The sequence below is a fragment of the Microbacterium sp. Se63.02b genome, from assembly GCF_014171575.1.
Classification (GTDB): Bacteria; Actinomycetota; Actinomycetes; order Actinomycetales; family Microbacteriaceae; genus Microbacterium.
In genome coordinates, this window is sequence record NZ_CP050453.1 from 2,117,640 (window position 1) to 2,137,314 (window position 19,675).

The 19,675-nt window shown below is 63.0% G+C and carries 21 protein-coding genes and 4 tRNA genes; 17 read left to right on the plus strand and 8 right to left on the minus strand.

Features of this window, described 5'->3' with window-relative positions; translation table 11 throughout:
* The first annotated feature begins 253 nt into the window (after window positions 1-253).
* From G4G29_RS10415 to G4G29_RS10440, 5 genes are all read left to right on the plus strand, one after another.
* Window positions 254-1,417: a site-specific integrase gene (locus G4G29_RS10415; protein ID WP_183150079.1), complete on the plus strand. Its 1,164-nt coding sequence runs from the start codon at window positions 254-256 to the stop codon at window positions 1,415-1,417.
* 84 nt (window positions 1,418-1,501) lie between these two features.
* The gene (locus G4G29_RS10420) at window positions 1,502-1,870 is read left to right on the plus strand and encodes a hypothetical protein (RefSeq protein WP_183150080.1); all 369 of its coding nucleotides are present in this window, start codon (window positions 1,502-1,504) and stop codon (window positions 1,868-1,870) included.
* 342 nt (window positions 1,871-2,212) lie between these two features.
* Window positions 2,213-2,749: a helix-turn-helix transcriptional regulator gene (locus G4G29_RS10430; RefSeq protein ID WP_210274168.1), complete on the plus strand. Its 537-nt coding sequence runs from the start codon at window positions 2,213-2,215 to the stop codon at window positions 2,747-2,749.
* 372 nt (window positions 2,750-3,121) lie between these two features.
* Window positions 3,122-3,307, plus strand: coding sequence for an excisionase family DNA-binding protein (locus tag G4G29_RS10435; protein ID WP_183150083.1), 186 nt, complete (start codon window positions 3,122-3,124; stop codon window positions 3,305-3,307).
* 501 nt (window positions 3,308-3,808) lie between these two features.
* Window positions 3,809-4,666 (plus strand): helix-turn-helix domain-containing protein, encoded by an 858-nt coding sequence (locus G4G29_RS10440; protein ID WP_183150084.1) that lies wholly within the window; start codon window positions 3,809-3,811, stop codon window positions 4,664-4,666.
* 162 nt (window positions 4,667-4,828) lie between these two features.
* Here G4G29_RS10440 and G4G29_RS10445 read toward each other — a convergent pair whose 3' ends face one another.
* Complete coding sequence (locus G4G29_RS10445; RefSeq protein WP_183150085.1) at window positions 4,829-5,398, minus strand: hypothetical protein; 570 nt, start codon at window positions 5,396-5,398, stop codon at window positions 4,829-4,831.
* Window positions 5,399-5,588: 190 nt separating this feature from the next.
* Here G4G29_RS10445 and G4G29_RS10450 point away from each other — a divergent pair, with 190 nt between their 5' ends.
* The 10 genes from G4G29_RS10450 to G4G29_RS10495 all read left to right on the plus strand — a co-directional run bounded on the left by G4G29_RS10450 (window position 5,589) and on the right by G4G29_RS10495 (window position 14,336).
* The gene (locus tag G4G29_RS10450) at window positions 5,589-6,215 is read left to right on the plus strand and encodes a hypothetical protein (RefSeq protein ID WP_183150086.1); all 627 of its coding nucleotides are present in this window, start codon (window positions 5,589-5,591) and stop codon (window positions 6,213-6,215) included.
* 18 nt (window positions 6,216-6,233) lie between these two features.
* The gene (locus G4G29_RS10455; protein ID WP_183150087.1) at window positions 6,234-6,821 is read left to right on the plus strand and encodes a hypothetical protein; all 588 of its coding nucleotides are present in this window, start codon (window positions 6,234-6,236) and stop codon (window positions 6,819-6,821) included.
* Between the two features lie 166 nt (window positions 6,822-6,987).
* A complete protein-coding gene (locus G4G29_RS10460; RefSeq protein WP_183150088.1) occupies window positions 6,988-7,896 on the plus strand; it encodes a hypothetical protein in 909 nt (302 codons plus the stop codon).
* A gap of 151 nt (window positions 7,897-8,047) precedes the next feature.
* A complete protein-coding gene (locus tag G4G29_RS10465) occupies window positions 8,048-8,575 on the plus strand; it encodes a hypothetical protein (RefSeq protein WP_183150089.1) in 528 nt (175 codons plus the stop codon).
* Entirely contained in the window at window positions 8,568-11,195 is a 2,628-nt protein-coding gene (locus tag G4G29_RS10470; RefSeq protein ID WP_183150090.1) for a phage tail tape measure protein, read from the plus strand. Before G4G29_RS10465 ends, G4G29_RS10470 begins: the two co-directional genes overlap by 8 nt.
* Window positions 11,192-11,836, plus strand: coding sequence for a hypothetical protein (locus G4G29_RS10475; protein WP_183150091.1), 645 nt, complete (start codon window positions 11,192-11,194; stop codon window positions 11,834-11,836). The genes G4G29_RS10470 and G4G29_RS10475 overlap by 4 nt, the downstream gene beginning before the upstream one ends.
* Window positions 11,837-12,003: 167 nt before the next feature.
* Entirely contained in the window at window positions 12,004-12,618 is a 615-nt protein-coding gene (locus tag G4G29_RS10480) for a GntR family transcriptional regulator (protein WP_183150092.1), read from the plus strand.
* A 431-nt stretch (window positions 12,619-13,049) separates the two neighbouring features.
* Window positions 13,050-13,274 carry a hypothetical protein gene (locus G4G29_RS10485; RefSeq protein ID WP_244631873.1) on the plus strand — a complete coding sequence of 75 codons (225 nt, stop codon included), beginning with the start codon at window positions 13,050-13,052 and terminating at the stop codon, window positions 13,272-13,274.
* A gap of 75 nt (window positions 13,275-13,349) precedes the next feature.
* Window positions 13,350-14,111: a hypothetical protein gene (locus G4G29_RS10490; RefSeq protein WP_183150094.1), complete on the plus strand. Its 762-nt coding sequence runs from the start codon at window positions 13,350-13,352 to the stop codon at window positions 14,109-14,111.
* A gap of 51 nt (window positions 14,112-14,162) precedes the next feature.
* Window positions 14,163-14,336: a hypothetical protein gene (locus G4G29_RS10495; RefSeq protein ID WP_183150095.1), complete on the plus strand. Its 174-nt coding sequence runs from the start codon at window positions 14,163-14,165 to the stop codon at window positions 14,334-14,336.
* Here the strand turns inward: G4G29_RS10495 and G4G29_RS10500 are convergent, their stop codons facing one another.
* The 5 genes from G4G29_RS10500 to G4G29_RS10520 all read right to left on the minus strand — a co-directional run bounded on the left by G4G29_RS10500 (window position 14,337) and on the right by G4G29_RS10520 (window position 16,221).
* Window positions 14,337-14,828 carry a hypothetical protein gene (locus tag G4G29_RS10500; RefSeq protein WP_183150096.1) on the minus strand — a complete coding sequence of 164 codons (492 nt, stop codon included), beginning with the start codon at window positions 14,826-14,828 and terminating at the stop codon, window positions 14,337-14,339.
* A gap of 61 nt (window positions 14,829-14,889) precedes the next feature.
* Window positions 14,890-15,762, minus strand: coding sequence for a hypothetical protein (locus tag G4G29_RS10505; protein ID WP_183150097.1), 873 nt, complete (start codon window positions 15,760-15,762; stop codon window positions 14,890-14,892).
* 162 nt (window positions 15,763-15,924) lie between these two features.
* Window positions 15,925-15,996 (minus strand) — tRNA-Val (locus G4G29_RS10510).
* Between the two features lie 27 nt (window positions 15,997-16,023).
* Window positions 16,024-16,094 (minus strand) — tRNA-Cys (locus G4G29_RS10515).
* Window positions 16,095-16,148: 54 nt separating this feature from the next.
* Window positions 16,149-16,221, minus strand: a tRNA-Gly gene (locus G4G29_RS10520).
* A gap of 151 nt (window positions 16,222-16,372) precedes the next feature.
* Between G4G29_RS10520 and G4G29_RS10525 the strand changes: the two genes are divergently transcribed.
* Together G4G29_RS10525 and G4G29_RS10530 are read left to right on the plus strand one after the other, a co-directional pair.
* Window positions 16,373-16,448: transfer RNA gene (locus G4G29_RS10525), tRNA-Val, on the plus strand.
* 158 nt (window positions 16,449-16,606) lie between these two features.
* Entirely contained in the window at window positions 16,607-16,906 is a 300-nt protein-coding gene (locus G4G29_RS10530) for an SdpI family protein (protein WP_210274169.1), read from the plus strand.
* A gap of 70 nt (window positions 16,907-16,976) precedes the next feature.
* Here G4G29_RS10530 and G4G29_RS10535 read toward each other — a convergent pair whose 3' ends face one another.
* Together G4G29_RS10535 and G4G29_RS10540 are read right to left on the minus strand one after the other, a co-directional pair.
* On the minus strand, window positions 16,977-18,641 hold the full coding sequence (locus G4G29_RS10535) for an alpha-amylase family protein (RefSeq protein WP_183150099.1): 1,665 nt from the start codon (window positions 18,639-18,641) through the stop codon (window positions 16,977-16,979).
* A complete protein-coding gene (locus tag G4G29_RS10540; protein ID WP_183150100.1) occupies window positions 18,638-19,603 on the minus strand; it encodes a TIGR03885 family FMN-dependent LLM class oxidoreductase in 966 nt (321 codons plus the stop codon). Before G4G29_RS10540 ends, G4G29_RS10535 begins: the two co-directional genes overlap by 4 nt.
* Window positions 19,604-19,675: the final 72 nt, after the last annotated feature.

The window sequence follows — 19,675 nt, forward strand, 5'->3', positions numbered from 1 at the left end:
GGAAGTGGGGACCGGTGAGCACCATCGCGGACGGACTCCCCCAAGCACGAAAAAACCCCCGGAGAACCGGGGGTTTGTCTGTGCGCGATACTGGGATCGAAACAGTATGAGCGACACTGGGCGAAGCCGCGCCATCTCGCGGTTCCTCCGCGCTATAGTGCGGATCGGGCCGAGCCGTGTTAAGGTCACTGGGACGCACGAAGACGCACAGGCACGCAGTAGATATTGCCCGTTGTTGCCCAGGGAGGACCGCATGGCCGGCACAAGACGAAAGAGGCGCGAATCGTTCGGCGCCATCAGGCAGCGCTCTTCTGGCCGCTATCAGGCGTCTTACGTTGGCCCGGACGGTCGACGTCACAATGCACCGCAAACATTCGACGGAATCACTGACGCACGCGGGTGGCTAGCCGTTCAGCAGGCACGGATACTCGATGGCACCTGGTCCGAGTTCGAAACGGTGCGCGCAGAACAGGCAGGAAAGGGCCGCGGCGCCACATTCGCCGAGTATGGCGAAGATTGGGTTGCCACCCGCACCAATCGGAACGGTGAACACCTGCGCCCACGGACAGCAGCCGAGTACCGCCGGCTCCTTGCAGGCGCCCTATCCCCCTTCGCAGGTTCACGCCTCTCCGCGATCACCCCCGACCAGGTGCGCGCCTGGTACTCCTCGCTCATCGCGTCCGGAACGAAGACTCAGGCCGCGCGAGCGTACGAGCTGCTCAAGGCGATCCTCACCACCGCGGTTGCCGATGGCCGCATCAAGACGAACCCGTGTCAAATACGCGGCGCTGCGTCTGCGTCGACGGGGAAGAAAGTCGAGCCGCCTACGGCCTCCGAACTGCAAACCATCGTGGACGCGATCACACCAAAGTTCCGTGCCGCTGTTATCCTCGCCGCATGGGCTGGCCTGCGCTACGGCGAACTCACGGAGCTTAGGCGGCGTGACATCGAGGCCCTCGACACAGAAGAGGGACCCGGCTCGATCGTCGTCAACGTGTCGCGTGCAGTTGCCCACGTCTCCGGCCAAGGGTTCGTGATTGGGCGCACTAAATCGGAAGCTGGCGTGCGGACCATCGTCCTTCCACCACACGTCAACGAGATCGTCGAGTCCCACTTGGATGAACACGTTGGACGGTCTGCCGACAGCCTCCTGTTCCCATCCGCGGACGGCAGCGGACACCTCGCTCAGTCAGCCTTCTACAAACACTGGGACCCTGCTCGCAGAACAGCGGGAAGAGGAGACATGCCCTGGCATGCGCTGCGGCACTACGGCGCAACCAGGGCCGCACTTGCGGGCGCCACTCTCAAAGAGCTCCAGGCGCGGCTAGGGCACTCGACGGTGGCCGCCGCGATGCGCTACCAGCACACCGCAGGCAGGGATGAAGAGCTCGCGAGGCGCATGAGCGAACTCGCGTAAGTCGTGGCGGCGCCCGTCGCCATATGAAGAGCCCCCGTCGAGTTGCAGCTCGGCGAGGGCTAGGTCAAACAACTGGGAGTCGAAATGACCAACTCAAGTATCCCATCCGCAAGTACGGACGACCACCAGCAATGCACCGAGCACTCGTGGTGCGAGCTGGATCACCGCGACCCCGAGGTCGACGGCGTTCACGAGAAACGGGTCGACATAGAGGTCGGCGACGTCGAGGAACGATTTACGCTCGAGGTAAGGAACGGAGAACCTCGCCTCGACTTCGAGATCAGCCAGGGCTCAATCTGGCTCGAGCCCGGCGAGCCCACAAACACGTTGCGCAACCTGGCCGCAGTCCTTACGAAAGCTGCGGACCTGTATGACCAGTTCGCCGACGAACTTACGCCAACACTTCGGCGCCACCCAGACGTTACAAGTGCTCTCGCGGATCGAGATGTTTGATGGCCGTGCATGAGCGGTTCTACGCTCTCGAACGAGACGGGCTGTCGGCTCGAGCAATCGCAGAGATCTGCGGAGTATCCAGCCGAACAGTCGTCCGGTGGCGGCACTCAACAGGCAAGACCCACTGTCCACCGGCCTCTCCCCTGCCGCAACAGAAGCTGGCGACAGCGCTGCGGCTCCTGGAAGACGGGGCCTCTATCAGCGAGGCTGCACGATCCGTAGGCTGCTCCAACAAGACGCTCTCGAGACGTTGGCCGCATTATGCGTGGAACCAGACGCAGGCTGGACAGTTCGCGGCCATGGTCCGCCGCGTCGGGCGCGGGTGGCGAGAGGACATAGCTGATGCCTGCTAAGAGACCCCGTTCCCGCGTTGACGATCACATCGTTGCCATCATCCGGGAGGCGATGCGAGAGAAGCACATGCTTCAGAAAGACCTCGCCTCCGCCGCCGGGATGTCTCAAGCGCAAGTGAGCGTTCGGTTGAAACCAATGGGGCCATCCATCCCGATCGACCAAGTGGTCCGCATGTGCGGCGCACTCGGCTTAGACGTCCCCTCGGTCTTCAGGGAAGCGGAAGAACGCGCCAAATCCTGTCCGACGACAGGCGTGGTCGAACCTGATGAGGACGAGCAGACACGAGCGGTGGGACGAAGGATCGCCGCGTCTCTCTGGGTTGGAGCCGACGACCCGGACTTCATCGTGCTCGCCATTGACCAGAACATGTTCCGAGACGACAACCGATTCTGGACCCCTGTCCGCAAACAGCTAGCGCTCATGTGGGCTCTCCATGACCTCGCGTACACGATCGGACGCCGCTACCCGATCCGAGACCCGTTCATTCTCAAGCCGGTGTTGGAGTCCGACAAGATCATTCCGTGACCGGTCCATACACAGGTTCCATTTATACACAAGCGGAAAACTTGTGTATAACGTGTGGATAACTCACAGCGGCGCCAACTTCGGCCTCAATGAAAATGCGCGGAATTACGGGGATACAGCGACAATAAGTGCCTTGGAAGCAGGTAGACGCCGATATTCGCTTTGGACCTAGCACCAGCGAAGGTCACGGTGACCCGCTCTAATAGTTATGCGGCCTCGTGCCGTGCAGTACACGGAAGAGCTTCGCGGTACAAGCGCGCCCGCTCAACAGGTCAGAGCGTTGAGCGGGCGCTACCACGGAGACGCGCTTAGGTGTCGGAGTGGGTGGCAACAGGCTACCTGCCCCGGTTAGAACATGGAATCGAGGTAGGAATGTCGCACACCGAGTGGAGAAGCATCGCTGAGGTAGCAGGCGATATGGGGGTCAGTACCGACACCGTACGGCGCCGCATCACGGACGGGACAATCCGGGCCGTGAAGTTCGGCCCTCGACTCATCCGAATTGATATGGCTAGCGTTGAAAGGTGGACCCGCCCACTGACCCGGGACGTGGCGTGACCCTCGGTCCTGTTGAACGGCTCATCCGCTACTCATACGCCGGACATGCGGTCGCAGTGCCCCCCGCAAAGATGACAAAGATCATCCGCAAAGCGCTCCGGTCGATCGGGTTCGTCCGAACGGTCCAACTCATCGACGCGCTAAGGCGGGGAGCGATCAGTCATCAGCAGTTGCACGTGCTGACGCACACGGGTATCCCGGACCCGACGGGCGAGCTCGCGGCGCAACGGGTGGACTTCATGCGGACATTGCGGTGAGCGCCCTAATCGCGACACCGGACACACATTCTGGCAGCACTCCACCGACACGACACAGCAGAACCGACGCCCCTCATCCCGGCCGATGAGGGGCGTTGTCTGCTCCAACTGAACATCACCCCGCGAAAGGGGCTCACATGAGACGCAACACAAAGGAGACCGCGTTCCAGAGACGCATGAGGGAGTTCCACGAAGCGCGCGAGCGGATCGCGTCGAGTCGGCAGCGGGCGAAAGGGGATGACGCGTGGCAAAGACAGACGGGTTCGTCCGACTCCCCAATTGGTTGATCGATGACGCGGACCTCTCCGCGCACGAACTGATCGTGTACATCGTTCTTCTCAGGTTCCGGAACCAAAAGACCGGAAAGTGCTACCCGGGGATGTCGACGATCGCAGACTGTGCGCGCATCTCTCGCCGATCGGTCATGCGGGCCATCGAAGGCCTCGAGCAGCGCCAGATGGTCAAAGTCGAGCGTAGAAGCACGATCAAGGACAACAAGCCGAACATCTACACCGTCGCGCTCGCGAACGAAGCACCTGACCGGATCTGGGAGACGAGCGCCAGAGGACGAAGAATCCCAAAGCGAGTCACTAGTGACTCCGAGTCACTGATTGAAGCCGCAATCGATCAACCCGGTGACTCCGAGTCACCGGCCAGTGACAAAGCAGGCCCTACACCAGTGACTCGGAGTCACCCAAACAAGACCTACAAGAACCAGATCCATGAACAAGCTGTAACACCCGCCTTCGAGGAAGTCGGGTCAGACAGATTCACATTCAGCGATGCACAGCATGACGAAGCAACCGAGAAGCAGGTGGCGTACCTGAAAGACCTTGCCATCCACCTCAACTACGCGACAGGAGGAGGCATCCCTAACGACCTGCAACTACAACGGTGGCGCAACCTCACCCGCGATGAAGCAGACCAGAGAATCCGCGGATACCTCAAAGAGCTCGGCCGACCCGACGACATGTACTACCCGCAAGCCGGCGACCCAGAGTTCTTCGCGCTCACGGACGCAGGTAAAGCCTTCGCGGAATCAGCAGGCCAACCCGACTCAGTGTTCGAGTACGGATTCGGGATGAAGGAGAACAGCGCATGAATCGACCAGTGAGCATCATGCCCGCTACGTGCGTCACTTGCTGGCCGTGGGTCAGGTGGTTCCGCACCGGATCAGGCGCACGGGTCAGGCAGGAACAACACGAACCGCACTGCACCGTCTACCCGAAGATCCAACGGTCAAGCCACTGAAAGGAGGAGCACGCTACGCCCCGAAAAGAGACCGGAACCGATCGTAGGCGTCGGGGTCCATCGCGAGCTTTGCAAGCGCCTGCTGGTTCTTCAAGTTCTCCACCTGCAACGCGTTCGGCTCCTGCGTACGAGAACTGATCAGATGGGCCACGAGCTCGGTCAACGGCTCACCAATCGCGCGCCGGAAGTTGAAGCCGAGCAGCTGGAGAATGTTGACCGTTTCGACAGACAACAACGGTTTCAGACCATTGATGCTCGCCCGGAAGCTCGCTCCCTCTGCGCCGCCCATCGAGTCAGCGAACTCTTCGAGAAGCGGCACCACAGTGTTTGCGATGTACTGCACGTCGCCGCTGTTGAGCCGCTGAGCCACGAGTTCCGACTGATAAGCCTGCGCGATACGAGTGATCTCGTTCTTGTCAGAAACGAGCTCCGAGACGAGCTGCTCAAGGCCCGCGATCGTGTCGTCCTTCTTCCCCGACGCGAGCAAGCCACGCACGCGATCCGTCACCAGCGATGCGCCATTACGGGCCGCAGCCTCAGCCAGTCGCGAACCCAACTCAATGATCTGCGGATCGATGTCCATGAAAGGAGTAAACCATGACCATTCGAACCGCAGTCCTCTGCGACACATGCGACAACGTCTACGTCCCAGACGGACGACAACCACACGGAGGACTCAGCAGGCAAGCACACGCCGCCGGCTGGACCTCCATCAATACCAACGGGCACTGGACCAACACCTGCCCCGACCACACCAACTAAAGGAGAACCACATGGCCCTCACCACACTCGAGAACCGGATCGACGCCATCCGCGAGCGCGCAAAACCCATCAAGGACACCTTGGACACCGCTCTCGACAAGGTGCGCAACGACGGGCGACTGACGCCACAGGCCAAGCGCCAGGAGATCGCACAGCACTACCTCGCAGCCAAGCAGAAGCTGGAGGTTCTACTGAGCGAGGAACGCACGACCACCGCAAAGAAGCGCGACGAAGTGGAGCGCAACCTGTTCGGTCAGCGGGATATCGGCCCCGCGGGAGTCGTCGCCTACCGCGATGCTCAAGACCGAGCACTTCGTCTCGGACCTGACGACGAAGACCACGCTCTCGCCCTGCTCATCAGCGCCCGCATCAGCCGCGACGACACACTCGCCACCGCCGTCCTATCCCGGGCCCTCCACTTCGAGTGGGTCGGAGTGATCGGGACCTACACCGACAACTACCCCCACCAGCGGGAACCCCTCGAAGACCTCACCAACATCGATCGCTGGACGAAACAGCAGGAGGAGAACGGGTTCGACGGGTACGGCGCCATTTACTCCGTCACACCTCCCCGAGAAATCGGCGGCAACCTCAATGACGCCGGAATCCAAAAGATCGCAACCGGCGAACTGGCCTAACCAACACGAGGAGACACCATGACCACAATGAACTTCCGCGACGGAAGCAACGTCACCATCCGATCCACCGACAGTGAGAACCTCGTCGAGGTAGCCACCCGCATCAAGACCCTCCGAGAGTCGAACACCGCCGCGAGCACCGCACACAGCAGAGCGATTCAAGCGATCAACAACGATCCCAGCCTCAGCGACCAGGGCAAGAAGGAACGCATCGACGCACTCGAAAGCACCCGAGCCACCGAACGCAAAGCCGGTATCGCAACCGAGAAGCAGATCATCACCACAAAGATCTCCGAGCTCGAGCGACGCCTCGACGGGTACGTGGGCTACACGAGCGAGAACATCATGGCATTCCGTGATGCGCAGGACAGGGCCGAGAACATCGACGATCCTGACAAGGCGGCAACCGTCATGGCACGCGCCATCCGCACCAACGACAGGACGCTCGCTCACGCGCTCTATCGGCGCGCAGTCGAGAACCGGTGGAACGACGCAAGCCAAGCCTTCGCCGCCGACAACCCTGCTGTGGCACAGCTCGTCCATGACGTCCAGAAGCTGCACGAGCTTCACGACGCCAGCTTCAACCGAGCTGTCGCATACATGTAAGCAGCAACACGATGAGGGCTCTGCGCACACGCGTGGAGCCCTCTCGCCTACCCAGGGGGAGGGCACCCCAAACCCCACGACCAGCGGGTCTCTGGGGCTTGCCGTCCTCCCTCCCCGACATTTTTTTCCTCAGAACGGGCCTGTCCCGAAGAACGGAACTCACACCATGACGAAGATCCAGAAGCACACAATCGACCTGCGATCCCCTCGCACGGAAGCGCTCGAAGCCGCAGAAGCCGAACTCGAGAACCTCACCGCGCAGACCGACACTCTCAGGGCCTCCGCACTCGCCGGCAACCTCGGCGCCGAAACGCTCGCAGCACATACCGACCGCCTCAACCTCGCCACGATGCGGGTAGACGCCGCCCGTCACGCCGCCGAAGCCGAACTCAACAACCTCGCCGACCGGAACAGCATCGCCGACGCGATCGCTGAACTACTCGACGACCCGGCTCTCGCGACCACGCCCATCGAAGACGCCATCAGCAAGCTCCGACAGGCACTCGCAGACATCACCACCGCCAACGAAACCCGCAACAGCGCTATCACCGGCTGGGTCACCCGACTGCGGCAACTCGGCGTCCCGGATACCGGCCTCACCGTTAACGGCGACGAGATCCACATCTCGTCGGCAGGCCCAACCGGAACAACCATCACGATCGGCGGTGGCCGCGTCTCCACGATCGGCTCCGTCGCTGGCCACATCCGCCACACAACACAGAAGCACAGCGACAGCGCTCATATGGCCATCGACCCAGCCAACCTTCCGAGCTCCGACACCCGTGGTCGTGCACTCGGAAGCACCACCGCCGTCCGCCTGCTCAAGAACCTCGGCGGCAACAAGGCAGGCACCGTACTGACCACCCGCACCCACTCCCTAGGAGTCCTCGCGAAGTTCGTTCACGACGGTCACGCCGAACTCATCGACGGACAGATCCCCGACGAGTCCAAGCACACCCTCAAGCGCTTCCCTGTCGACACGCGTCCGCAAGAACAGCCCGAGCGCGTCACACCCACGAACGTCAACGACGCGACTCGGGTCGAAGACGCAGTACGAAAGGCGTTCACGAACTGAACCAACACCGCAAGGGGTGCGGGGGACTCCCTCAGCACCCCAAAAGGTCGCCGGGAATAGCCGCTCCCGTTATGCGTGCGCACTGAGCCCGTTTTTTTATACGGCGCCCACCAATTCCGGTGGGCGCCGTCCTTCGTTTGAAAGGATCACCATGAGCAAGATCAAGGAGCTCATCGAGAAGCAGAAGCAGTTCACTGAGGAGCTTGTCGCTGAGTCGAAGGCGTACTACGAGGCGATCGAGCCGGTCGAGGTCGAGACCGTCTTCGGGGAAACCCCGGCGACGTTCCGGGTACCGTTCGTACACCCGCACGAATTCAACGAACTGACAGAGCGCTTCCCTCCCGGGCGCAGCCCCATAGATGCGTCGCTGTGGTTCTCGCTGGACAAGGTCGCGATGAACTACCCCGGAATGACGTTGGTCGTCGGCGACGAGGTCGATGACCTGTATCGAGTGCGCGACAAGGAGGCCGTCTACATCTGGCCTGAGATCTACAAGGAGATGCCACCGGAGGACGCTCAGAACTTTCGGATGGCGGTGTGGGCTCTGCATATTTGGGAGCCAAAGCAGCGCCGCGAGGCGAAGAAGGAACGGGACGGCGACCCGGCAGAAGAGGTCGGGGATCTGCCTCTCGAGGAGCTTGTCGATTTCATCGCAGAAGGAGGTGACCCGAATGCCTGATCGGATCGTGAAGGTACGCCTATCGGCGGTCGTGTCGGATTACGAGAAGTCGATGCGTGATGCTGCGAATGCGACGGCGACGGTGGGGACCGAGGCGGAGAAGCTGGCTCAGAAGAAGCAAGCCTTCCAGCAGCTCGGGAGTACTGGACTTGTGATGGGAACTCTGCTGACGGCAGGTCTGACGTTGGCTGCGAAGGCGTCTGCGGACTTCGATGCGCAGATGTCCAATGTTCAAGCGTCGACACACGAGAGCGCCGCGAACATGGATCTTCTTCGTCAGGCGGCGTTGGATGCGGGTGAAGCTACCGTGTTCTCCGCGACGGAGTCAGCGCAGGCTATTGAGGAGATGGCGAAGGCGGGCGTCTCGACCGCAGACATTCTTGGTGGGGGTCTGACGGGCGCTTTGGATCTGGCTGCTGCCGGTGGTCTGGACGTAGCGACTGCGGCCGGGATTGCGGCTACGGCTCTCAAGCAGTTCAATCTCAACGGTTCCGAGATGTCGCATGTTGCTGATCTTCTGGCGGCGGGCGCCGGTAAGGCGATGGGCGATGTCACCGACCTGTCCCAGGCGCTGAACCAGTCGGCCCTTGTGGCGAAGCAGACGGGTCTCTCGATCGAGGAGACGACTGCGGGCCTGTCGGCGTTCGCGGCGCAGGGTCTGTTGGGATCGGATGCGGGGACGAGCTTCAAGAGCATGTTGCAGTCCCTCAACCCGACATCGGCTCAGGCCGCCGAACTGATGGAACGCTACAACCTCCAGGCGTACGACGCACAGGGCAACTTCGTGGGCCTCGCCGAGTACGCCGGGAAGCTCAAGGCGGGCCTGTCCGGTCTGAGCACCGAGCAGCAGAACGCCACCCTCAAGACGATCTTCGGAGCCGACGCGGTGCGCGCGGCGACCGTGCTGTACCAGCAAGGGTCTGAGGGCATCACCGAGTGGACACAGGCCGTCGATGACCAGGGCTACGCGGCCTCCACAGCCGCCATGCGGCTCGACAACCTCAAGGGTGACGTGGAAGCCCTAGGAGGGGCATTCGAGACCGCCCTGATCGATACAGGCTCCACGGCGAACGACACCCTCCGCACGATGGTCCAGGCACTCACCGGCCTCATCGGCATGTACAACGATCTCCCCGCCCCCGTGCAAGGAACCGTGATGGCTCTCGGCGGTGCAGCCGCAGCGGTCGCCCTGACAGGTGGCGCCGCGTTCCTCGCCATCCCGAAGTGGCTGGAGTTCAAAGCCACCGTGGAAGCGTCCACCTGGACGATGAAGGGGATCGGGTTCGCCGCGGGCGGCGCGGCCCTCGCCCTCGGTGGCCTGTTCATGATCGTGGGCGAGCTCGCGGCGAAGCACCAGCAGGCGCAGCAGCGGGCACAGCAGTACGCCGATGCGATCGAGGACGGCACGAACAAGCTCACCGAAGCCGCCCGCGCCACCGCGATCGACGAACTCCAGAAGGGCGGGGAACTGCTCACGTTCAACTGGCAGTCCGCCTACGACGCCGCCGAGAAGCTCGGTGTGGGTGCGGATGTCGTCACCGACGCGGCCCTCAAGAATGCCGACGCGATCGACCAGCTCAGCACGTACTACGCGGCGCTCAGTGGCGACCAGGAGGCGTTCAACAAGATCCAGGGCGACACGGGTATGAACGCTTACGAGACGCGTCTTGCACTTGAGGCGATGATCGGTGGCATCCAGGAGCAGAACGCCGCGATCGACGACGGACTCAGGCTGAAAGGGCAGGAGGAGAAGGCGAACTCGGCAGCCACGGCACAGTCACAGAGCGCTGCGGGTGCGTACATCGAGCAGGCTGACGCCATTCAGGATTTGAACTCGCAGCTCACGAGCTTGATCGACAGGATCAACGCGGCGAACGGTGTTGCTGTCGATGCGATCACGGCGAACGCCAATTACTTGTCGGCCATGGACGGACTTAAAGGTCAGGCGGAGAAGTTGGGGTTGTCTCTGGACGAGTCTACGGTTTCGGGGTCAGCGAACGCTGCCGCAATGGGTGAGATCGCGGAGAAGGCCCGGGCGGCTGCTGAGGCGCAGCTACAGCAGGACGTGACCACGATGAGCGCTGATGAGTCCGCGAAGAAATACGCGGCTACGCTCGCATCTCAGCGTCAGGCATTCATCGACTCGGCCGTGAGTGCTGGCTACAACGCTAACCAGGTGAAGGCGCTCGCTGACCGGATCTTCCAGATGCCGACTGAGAAAGAGTTTCACGCGCTCGTCGAGACCGCGACGGCACAGTCACAGATCGACAGGTTCGTGACGCTGAACAATGGCCGGCGGGTGAAGGTGTTCGTTGATGCTCAGGGCGGTCAATCGTTCAGGGTGGGCAGCACCACAGTCGCCCCTGGCATGTCGACGGGTGGTCCGGTGCGCGGGCCGGGGCCGAAGGGCAAAGACTCAGAGCTCCGAATGCTCGCGCCCGGTGAACACGTGCTCACTGCGGACGAAGTTGACGCCGCTGGAGGGCACAGCGCGATCGGCGAGTGGCGAGCACTGCTGACAGGCGCTCGAAGTGATTATGCACTCACTGCCGATAGCCCGGAACACGTGATGGAGATACCGTCAGCAATGATCGGACGCTGGGAAGGAGGAAGGTCATGAGCCTTCTGATCTGGGAGCACCACGAGAACTACGTGCAAATGCTGTCTGACACATTGGTCACGGCCGGGGACGGCGTGACGCCCGTTTGCTATCAGTCGAAGGTGTCGGCGCTCCCTGGATTGAACCTGGCGATGGCGACGATGGGCACGGCTGAGATCGGCCTACACCTCTACCGGACCCTGATGCAAGTTGATGCTGGGGAAGATATTGAGGCGGTGAATGGCGTTGCGCCGGAGCTGTTGCGGCACATCAGGGACGGCCTTGAGGAGCAGCGCCCCGACGACGGGATCTCTACGATCACTCTGTTCGGCTTCCCTAATGGCTCAGAGCATGTAAGCGTCTACTCGTACACATCGCGGGATGGTGCAGAGTTCGAGTCAAAGCGGGAGGAACTCGGGAAGGTTTCCGTGAAGCCTGGACCGCAGGAGTTCACGCTTGACTATCCCGAGACGTACGAGGCCAAGATCGACCTCGCGTGCCGCATCCGTGAGGAGCAGGAAAGGTTCAGGGAGGAAGGCAAAGCCTTCGTGCGTATCGGCGGCGAGCTGCAAGCCACCCACGTGTCCAACGGGCGTGTGGACCAAGCTGTCTGGCACAGGTTTCCGGACTACGACCAGAGTCTGCCATCCGTTCGAATGTGACACTCTGGCCCGTCCTGGCCTCAACTGGGGCGGGCCGTCTCCAACGATCTCTGGCTTTCGACATGTGGCATTCGCCAATGGGGTAGAACTTCAGCAGGTATCATCGAGGGATCCCGACATGGAGGTTACTCATGGCACTATCCGGTGGTCCGCTCGAGCGTCGATCGATGAGTGACGAGGCCTACGCCCGACTCCGTGATGCCATCATCAGTGGCGAGTTGCCTCCCGGTGAGCCGCTTCGGGACTTTGAGATCGCGGAGACGTTCGGGACGTCGAAGACGCCTATCCGCCATGCCCTTGACCGCCTGGGGGAACAGGGCCTCGTGGAGATTCAGCGCAACCGCTACTCCCGTGTCGCTGCGATTGATCCTCATCAGGTGGCGAACGCGCTCGACGTTCTCGGTGACACTTGGGGTGGGGCGGCGCGCAGAGTCGGCAGCACCCTTGAGAAGGCCGATGCGAGCGCACTCAATCGGTTGGTGAAGGGACTTTCCTCGGCGGTGAGCCGCCACGACTTGGGTGCGTTCGCCACCGGGTTGTTCTCGATCGCCTCCGAGTACGCGCGGATCGAGGGCAACCCGGCTCGGCAGGCGGCCATTGAACAGCTCGCCGCTCAGGTCTCCCGGTACTGGCTTGCCTCGGCCCACGCCTTCGACTGGACCGCAGGGAAAGACCTCGCGAACGGCATCGCCCAGGCGCTCAAGACCGGCGATCAGAGCACCGGCGTCAACGCCATCGTCACGTTCATTGACACGGTCCGAGCGGAAGGCGCCGCGGCCTAGGCATCCCCCTGCAGAGTCACGGCGTTTCCCCACACCCAGCACCGGAATACTTGGTCTTCGGCGCGGAACTCGATACCTGCGGCGAGCGGCGTGGAGCGTACGAGCTTCGCGTCAACCCGCACCGCCTCGGGACCGAACCTCACCCACGCCCGCACACGCTTCTGCAACGCGTGAGGGTAGATCGTCAACGGTTGCCCACGAACGTCCATCTCCCGGTCAGTGAGCGACTGCAACGGGCCGTGTTTCGCGGCTTCCAGGACTGACCGTGCTTGCGACTGCATGTCACGGTACGCGGACAGTGTTGCTCCTGGATTTCCCGCACCGGCACCCTTCTTCCCCGGCCTGGGGTCAAGGGTAGCAAGTATCGAACATCTGTTCTATTCTCTTAACCCATGGACACGCCAACGATCGAACACGTCGCAACTCTATGGATGGTCAAGGACATCCCCACGAGGATGGTCTACGCGGGTCGCCGATGGCGCGTCACCGACACCCCCACCCGGCTGCGACACTCGAGCTGGACCCTCCCCCTCGACGAACCCCACCACGGGCTCTACGGGTGGCGATTCCAAGGAACCGACGAGGCGGGAATCTCGTTCGTTTTCGACGTCTACAAGGGTGAAGACGGATGGCACGTCCACCGCACCTACGACTGACTTGGATCCAGGTGTGCCCAGTGCCATATTGGCCTTGTGTCCATATTGCGGTGGTCGACGACGATCCTCACTGGCTTGGCGGGTATCGTCACCGCCTTCCTTACGTTTGCTGTGGCGCTCACGCCTGCAATAGATGCCAGCAGCCTTCGTGTTGGGCTGTTGGTGACTGGCATCGCCACCGCGGTCTTCGGCGTGCTAACGAAAATTCTTGACCTGGTCGTGGTGCATAGTCGCAAAGAAGACATCAAGGCACTTCGAGCACAGTTCTACGAAGTCTTCGATGGCCCGATGAATCGGATGATCGCGCAGGTGCAGCGAATGGCGCTTCGCGCTCCGGCCAAGCGCCAGGAATCACTGCACGCCCTCCGCCTTAACGTCGTCATCTCAACGGCGCAGCTAGTCGCTTCCAAGACGGCCCGGGCCACCTACTTCATGTTGGAGGACCGCACCGCGCTAGTGGGCCGCCGCGCCATGCGGGGGACGGAATACAACTACTCTGACAACCGCCGCGACAACGCGACAACCGAGTTCGTCGAAGCCGATGATCCGCAAAGTGAGATCTGGCAGGCTCTCGACGGCCACGGACCTGTCATCTATCCGAACCTCACCGTCTCTGCGCCGGCCGGTTGGGACGCGAACGCTCACGTCTACAAGGGATTTCTCACGTTTCGAATCGAGATGGGCGACGCGGGCGTCGGCGTCCTGACCGTAAACTCACTCAATCCGAATGAATTTGAACCCGCCGACGTAGCCATCGTCGGCGCGCTTGCCGCCGTGCTCAGCATGGCCGAGGCGGCAGCTCATGGTTACAGGCCTGCACCCACCAGGAAGCGATGAAATCAGCCGAATGTCGGATTCCGGACGTACACTCGATGTGAAGGGAGCAACATGATTGACATCTCGCAGACGCAGGACGTTGAGGTGGTCCTCGACGAGGAGTACTTCGCAGCTGTCAAACGTGAAGCTCTGGCCAAGGCGCTCCGCGATGAGCGCGTCCCCTCATCCCAGCGCATCCGCCGAACGCGCCTCCTGCTCGAAAAGTTCCAGGCCGCAGCTTCCTAGTCAAGGAAGAGTGTCCACTACGTACCCGAACTTGAACTCGCGGTAGCTTGCCTTAGGTACTAGCCGCCGCCCTTGCTTCCTCCGGCGTAGGTAATCAGAGATCAGAGCCGCATCTTCTGAGCGCATCCCTGCGTTCTCGGCTCGTGCTCGAAGTCGCTCAGGCGTGACGACAAGCCAGCGGTTTGGCTCGTTCATCAGGTCGGCCTTCAGCTTCTCCTGCTCGTTCCACTTGAGACGGTTGTTGTACCCCCGGGCTTTCCTCGCCAGATACTCAATGATCTCGTCCACGCCGTTGGGAAGCGGCTCAGATCGCCAGAGGTTGAGGGCGATCTCGAACGAGTCCCCCGGGACACCAAGTGTCACGGCGATGTAGTCACGCGCCATCACCGGAATCTCCTCCTCGGTCAGCGCCTGCGTCACACCCTCGAGCTCGGGGATGCGCACGAACCAGAACTTGCCGTCGCGCTCCGCAGTGACTTCGTACGTCTTCACGATCACTCTCTTCTGTAGTCGATGCTGAGCGAGCAAGCGTGCCGCCATGAACGTTCCCAATTCACTTTGGCACCGGGATCGGCGTGAAGCCAGCCTGGGGCGAACCAATCTGCAGCTTCACGAGGGACTCCCTCTCCCGGAAGGCGTTCCAAGTGCGGAAGAGGTAGAAGAGCGCCTGGCCCGGCACGATGCGCCGGGAGGCGCCAGCCTGAAGGTCGTTGGACACCCGGCGCGCGAGTGTTAGGAATGGGTCACCAGGGCCGTTCTGGATGCCGTCACGGATCCGATTGAAGAACTCTGCCGTGTCATCGACGTCGAGCTTTGAGAACTCAAGGAATGCCACTCCGAGCGCGCTAACGGGCAGTCGAAGATACCGATACATGCCGCGGGCGTGACGGGCCGCGAACTCGATGTCGGGGATCGCCAGCACGGCGTCCGCAAGCTCGGACTTGGTGATGCCGGTACTTCCTCCAAGATTGGAAGCCGCGTGCTTTACATCACCAGCCTGGTACGCCGAGTACAGGCGTGCGATCGCACCCACGTCCTTCGCGTCCGCCCGGTCGGCGAGACCCGTGATTACGAGCATGTCGCCTGCGTTGCGTGCTGACCCGGAATCCAGGACGACGAGCGCATCCTCGCTGATCCCTCGCACGACGAGCACCCAGGCACCCTTACCGGCTGCGACGATCGCCTGGCATCGGTTCTGGCCGTCGACGAGCTGTCCTGCTGTATCAAACTTGATCGCTTCGCCGGTGACGACCCAGCGGTCACTCTGGATGTCGCGCACGTAACCGTTGATGCGGCTCTTGCGCACGTTGCGGTTGTTGTCGATGTTCAGCGCGAGCCAACTCACTGCGAGTTCCGGTGTCACGAACACGTACTCAGCCGTTTCACCGCCAGGTCCTTGCGCGACGGTCGATGGTTGGTTCTTCATGGCCTGCCCCTGTCTGGGCGGAGCATCAGAAGGTCTCCGCCGTCGAGACACAGTTGTAACCAAGAAAGTTTCGGGCCGCACTATTGCCGGATCGTGTTGCCCAGATGTTGCCCACGCCCACCCGGGCACGAAAAAACCCCCGGAGAACCGGGGGTTTGTCTGTGCGCGATACTGGGATCGAACCAGTGACCTCTTCCGTGTCAGGGAAGCGCGCTACCGCTGCGCCAATCGCGCCCGTTGGGGCTATTCAGTTTTCCCGTGAGGTGGCGACGGGATTCGAACCCGTGTAAACGGCTTTGCAGGCCGGTGCCTAGCCGCTCGGCCACGCCACCGTGTGGATTGACCCCACGTGCCGCGGATCTTCGACAGAAGACCTGCTGCACTCGAGCGGATGACGAGACTCGAACTCGCGACCCCAACCTTGGCAAGGTTGTGCGCTACCAACTGCGCTACATCCGCATTTCATTCCCGGTTGTCCCGGGCACTCATGAAACATTAGCCGAAGATCTGCCCTTCGCCAAACCGGCAGCGATTCTCGCGCGTGTCTCTCAGACTGGTCAACAGGGCGCCACGGCGTCGGGTAGTATCGGGTGACGTACCCCACGGGTATGGGCGATTGGCGCAGTTGGTAGCGCGCTTCCTTCACACGGAAGAGGTCATCGGTTCGAGTCCGGTATCGCCCACCACGACTACTCCCCCGGCACGGAAACGGCCCCGGATCACCCGCCCGCAGTCATACCGCGGTACGACGCGGAGGGCGGCGATCGGCACCGTGGAATGTCGATCACCCCTCGTGCACCGCCGTAGCCTCGAAGGCAGACGACAGCAGGGAGCAGGAGGACCGATGATGGAGATCGCAGGCGCCGGCGTCATGGTGTTGTTCGGGGCAGCCCTGCTCTGGTGGGCCCGCGCGAGCCGTCGCGGCACCTTCCCGCGGCAGCGGATACTCGGGTACCGGACGTCGCGCACACTCCGCGACGGCGACGCCTGGGTCTCCGCTCATCGGGCGATGGCGCCCCTGCTCTTCGTCGCCGGAGGCGGGTCGTCCTGGCCGCACTCGCCGCCGCGACCGCGGTCCTGGTCGGGCACGCGGATGTCGGTCGAGTACTGCTCGGCGGCGCAGTCGTGTGGGGGCTGGTCTTAGTTATCGGGTCCGCACTTCCGGCCGCCTCGGCAGCCCGGTCCACCCGGGACACGTCGGGGTCGTAGTCACCTCAGGCGATGCGCCCGCCTCCCGGCCGCGCGACCCGGAGCCAGCGGTAGCCGTACGCCGGCACCTCCAAGACCACCTCGCCATCTGCGTCCGGAGCCGAGCGCTCGGACTCGAGCAGACCGACGAGTTCGGTCCCCTCCGGTTCGCTCTCGAGCCGGAACCTCACGGTCGCCGGCACCTCAGCGAAGTTGTGCACCGCGATGAGCCTGCCGACATCCGCCGTGAGCGAGTGCACGAGCACGGCATCGGCAGCCTGCTCTATCACCGCGAACTCCCCCCAGCCGAGCTCGGGTGAGACCCGATAGCGCGCGGCGAGCTCGCGGATGAAATGCAGCATCGACCCTCGATCGTCGAGCTGGTCCGCGACGTTGACATGCTCCGGCGCGTATCCGTCAGCGGGAGGGCGCGACGCCAGGCGCGACGGCGCCGCATCCGAGAACCCTCCGTTGCGCCCGGGCGACCACTGCATCGGGGTCCGCACCGCCTCCCTGCCCTCCACCTCGGTGTTCTCCCCCATCGCGATCTCCTCGCCGTAGAAGAGCACGGGGGTTCCGGGCAGGGTGAAGAGCAGGCTGTACGCCATCCGGATGCGTCGCGGGTCGCCTTCGAGCATCGGGGGAAGACGACGAGTGATACCGCGACCGAAAACGCGTTGCCTCTCATCGGGTGCGAGCGCCTCGAAGACCTCCTGCCGTTCCGCATCATCCAGCTTGTCGAGCGTCAGTTCGTCGTGGTTGCGCAGGAAGTTCGCCCACTGTACCTCGGGCCCAAGCGCGGGCCGCGCGGTCAGCGCCTCGATCAATGCAGCAGGCTGCCTCCGCACGAGCGACAGGTACAACGCCTGCATCGCCACGAAGTCGAACTGCATGGTGAGTTCGTCGCCGTCGGATCCCCCGAAGTAGTCGATCTGCTCGCGATACGGGAGATTCACCTCGCCCAGCAGCACGGCCTCACTGGACCGCCTCTGGAGGAACCGTCGGATGTCGCGCAGCAGCTCATGCGGATCGGGGATGTCCGCTCCGCGTGGGACCTCGAGGAGGAAAGGCACCGCGTCGACGCGGAATCCGGACACTCCCAGTTGCAGCCAGAACCCGATCACCTTCGCGATCTCGTCGCGCACGGCCGGGTTGGCGATGTTGAGGTCGGGCTGGTGCTCATAGAAGCTGTGCTGGTACCACTGCCCTGACGCCTCGTCCTTCGTCCAGATGCCGTCGGCCTGCCCGGGGAACACCGCGTTCTTCTGCCCCTTCGGCGGGGCGTCGTCCCGCCAGACGTAGTAGTCGCGATAGGGCGAAGACACGCTGCGCTTCGCCGCGAGGAACCACGGGTGCCGATCCGAGGTGTGATTGATCACGAGGTCGACGATCACCCGCATGCCGCGATCCCGTGCCGTGCGGATCACCTCGACGAAGTCGCCGTGATCGCCCAGTCGCGGATCCACACCATAGAAGTCGCTCACGTCATAGCCGTCGTCGCGGTCGGGGGTCGGGTAGAACGGCATCAGCCAGAGGCACGTCACCCCCAGCTGCGCGAGGTAGTCGATCCGCTGCGCCAGGCCGCGGAGGTCGCCCACCCCATCGCCGTCCGTGTCGAGGAACGTCTCCACATCGAGGCAGTACACGACCGCGGTCTTCCACCAGAGGTCGCTCGTGTCCGTGATCTTCACAGTCGTCCCTTCAACGCGGGGATGAGGTCGGAGTGCGCGAAGCGGAGGAAGCCCGCCTGCTCCTGCCCGACGTGATGCAGGTAGAGGCGGTCGAATCCGACCGCCACCAGCTCGGCGATCCGATCGACCAGGGACGACGCGTCGTGATCGATCAGGACGGCGCCTCGGAGAGCGGTCTCATCCACCGCCCCGACCGCCTCGTCGAACTCCTCCGGCTGCTCGATGTTCCACGTCAGGGGCGGGGCGAGCACGCCGTTGCGCCACTGCTCACGTGCGAGCGCGAACGCCTCCGCATCGGTGGACGCCCAGCTGAGGTGCAGCTGAAGAGAACAGGGACCGGTGCCGCCGGCGGAGCGGTATGCCTCGACGACGCGTCGCAGCACCGAGGGCGGCTGGGCGACCGTGACGAGCCCATCGGCCCACGACGCCGACCATGCCGCGGTCTCGGCGCTCACTGCGGTCGCGAACAGGGGCGGCGGCTGCGCCGGGAGGCTCCAGAGTCTCGCCCGATGCGCGCGGACGTGGCCGTCATGGCTGACCTCTTCGCCTCGGAGCAGACGACGGATGATGCCGACGCTCTCTCCCAGGCGTTCATTGCGCACCGACTTCGCGGGCCACCCGTCACCCGTCACATGTTCGTTCATGGCTTCTCCGCTGCCGAGCGCGGCCCAGAACCGCCCGGGGAACATCTCCTCGAGCGTCGCGAACGCCTGGGCGACCACGACGGGGTGGTAGCGCTGTCCCGGCGCGTTGACCATGCCGATCGGGAATGCCGTGCGCGCCAGAGCGGCAGCGATCCAACTCAAGGCGAAACCCGACTCGCCCTGTTCCGGCAGCCAGGGCGAGAGGTGATCGGAGCACATCGCACCGTCGAAGCCCGCGTCCTCCGCCGCCACGACCGCCTCCAGCAGTGCACTCGGCGGAATCTGCTCGTGCGAGGCGTGGAATCCGATGAAGACCATGCGCCGAGTCTGCCGACCGCCGCCCGGTTCTCCGTGGTGGTTGACAGGAGCCGTCGAGGAGTGGCAGCGGGT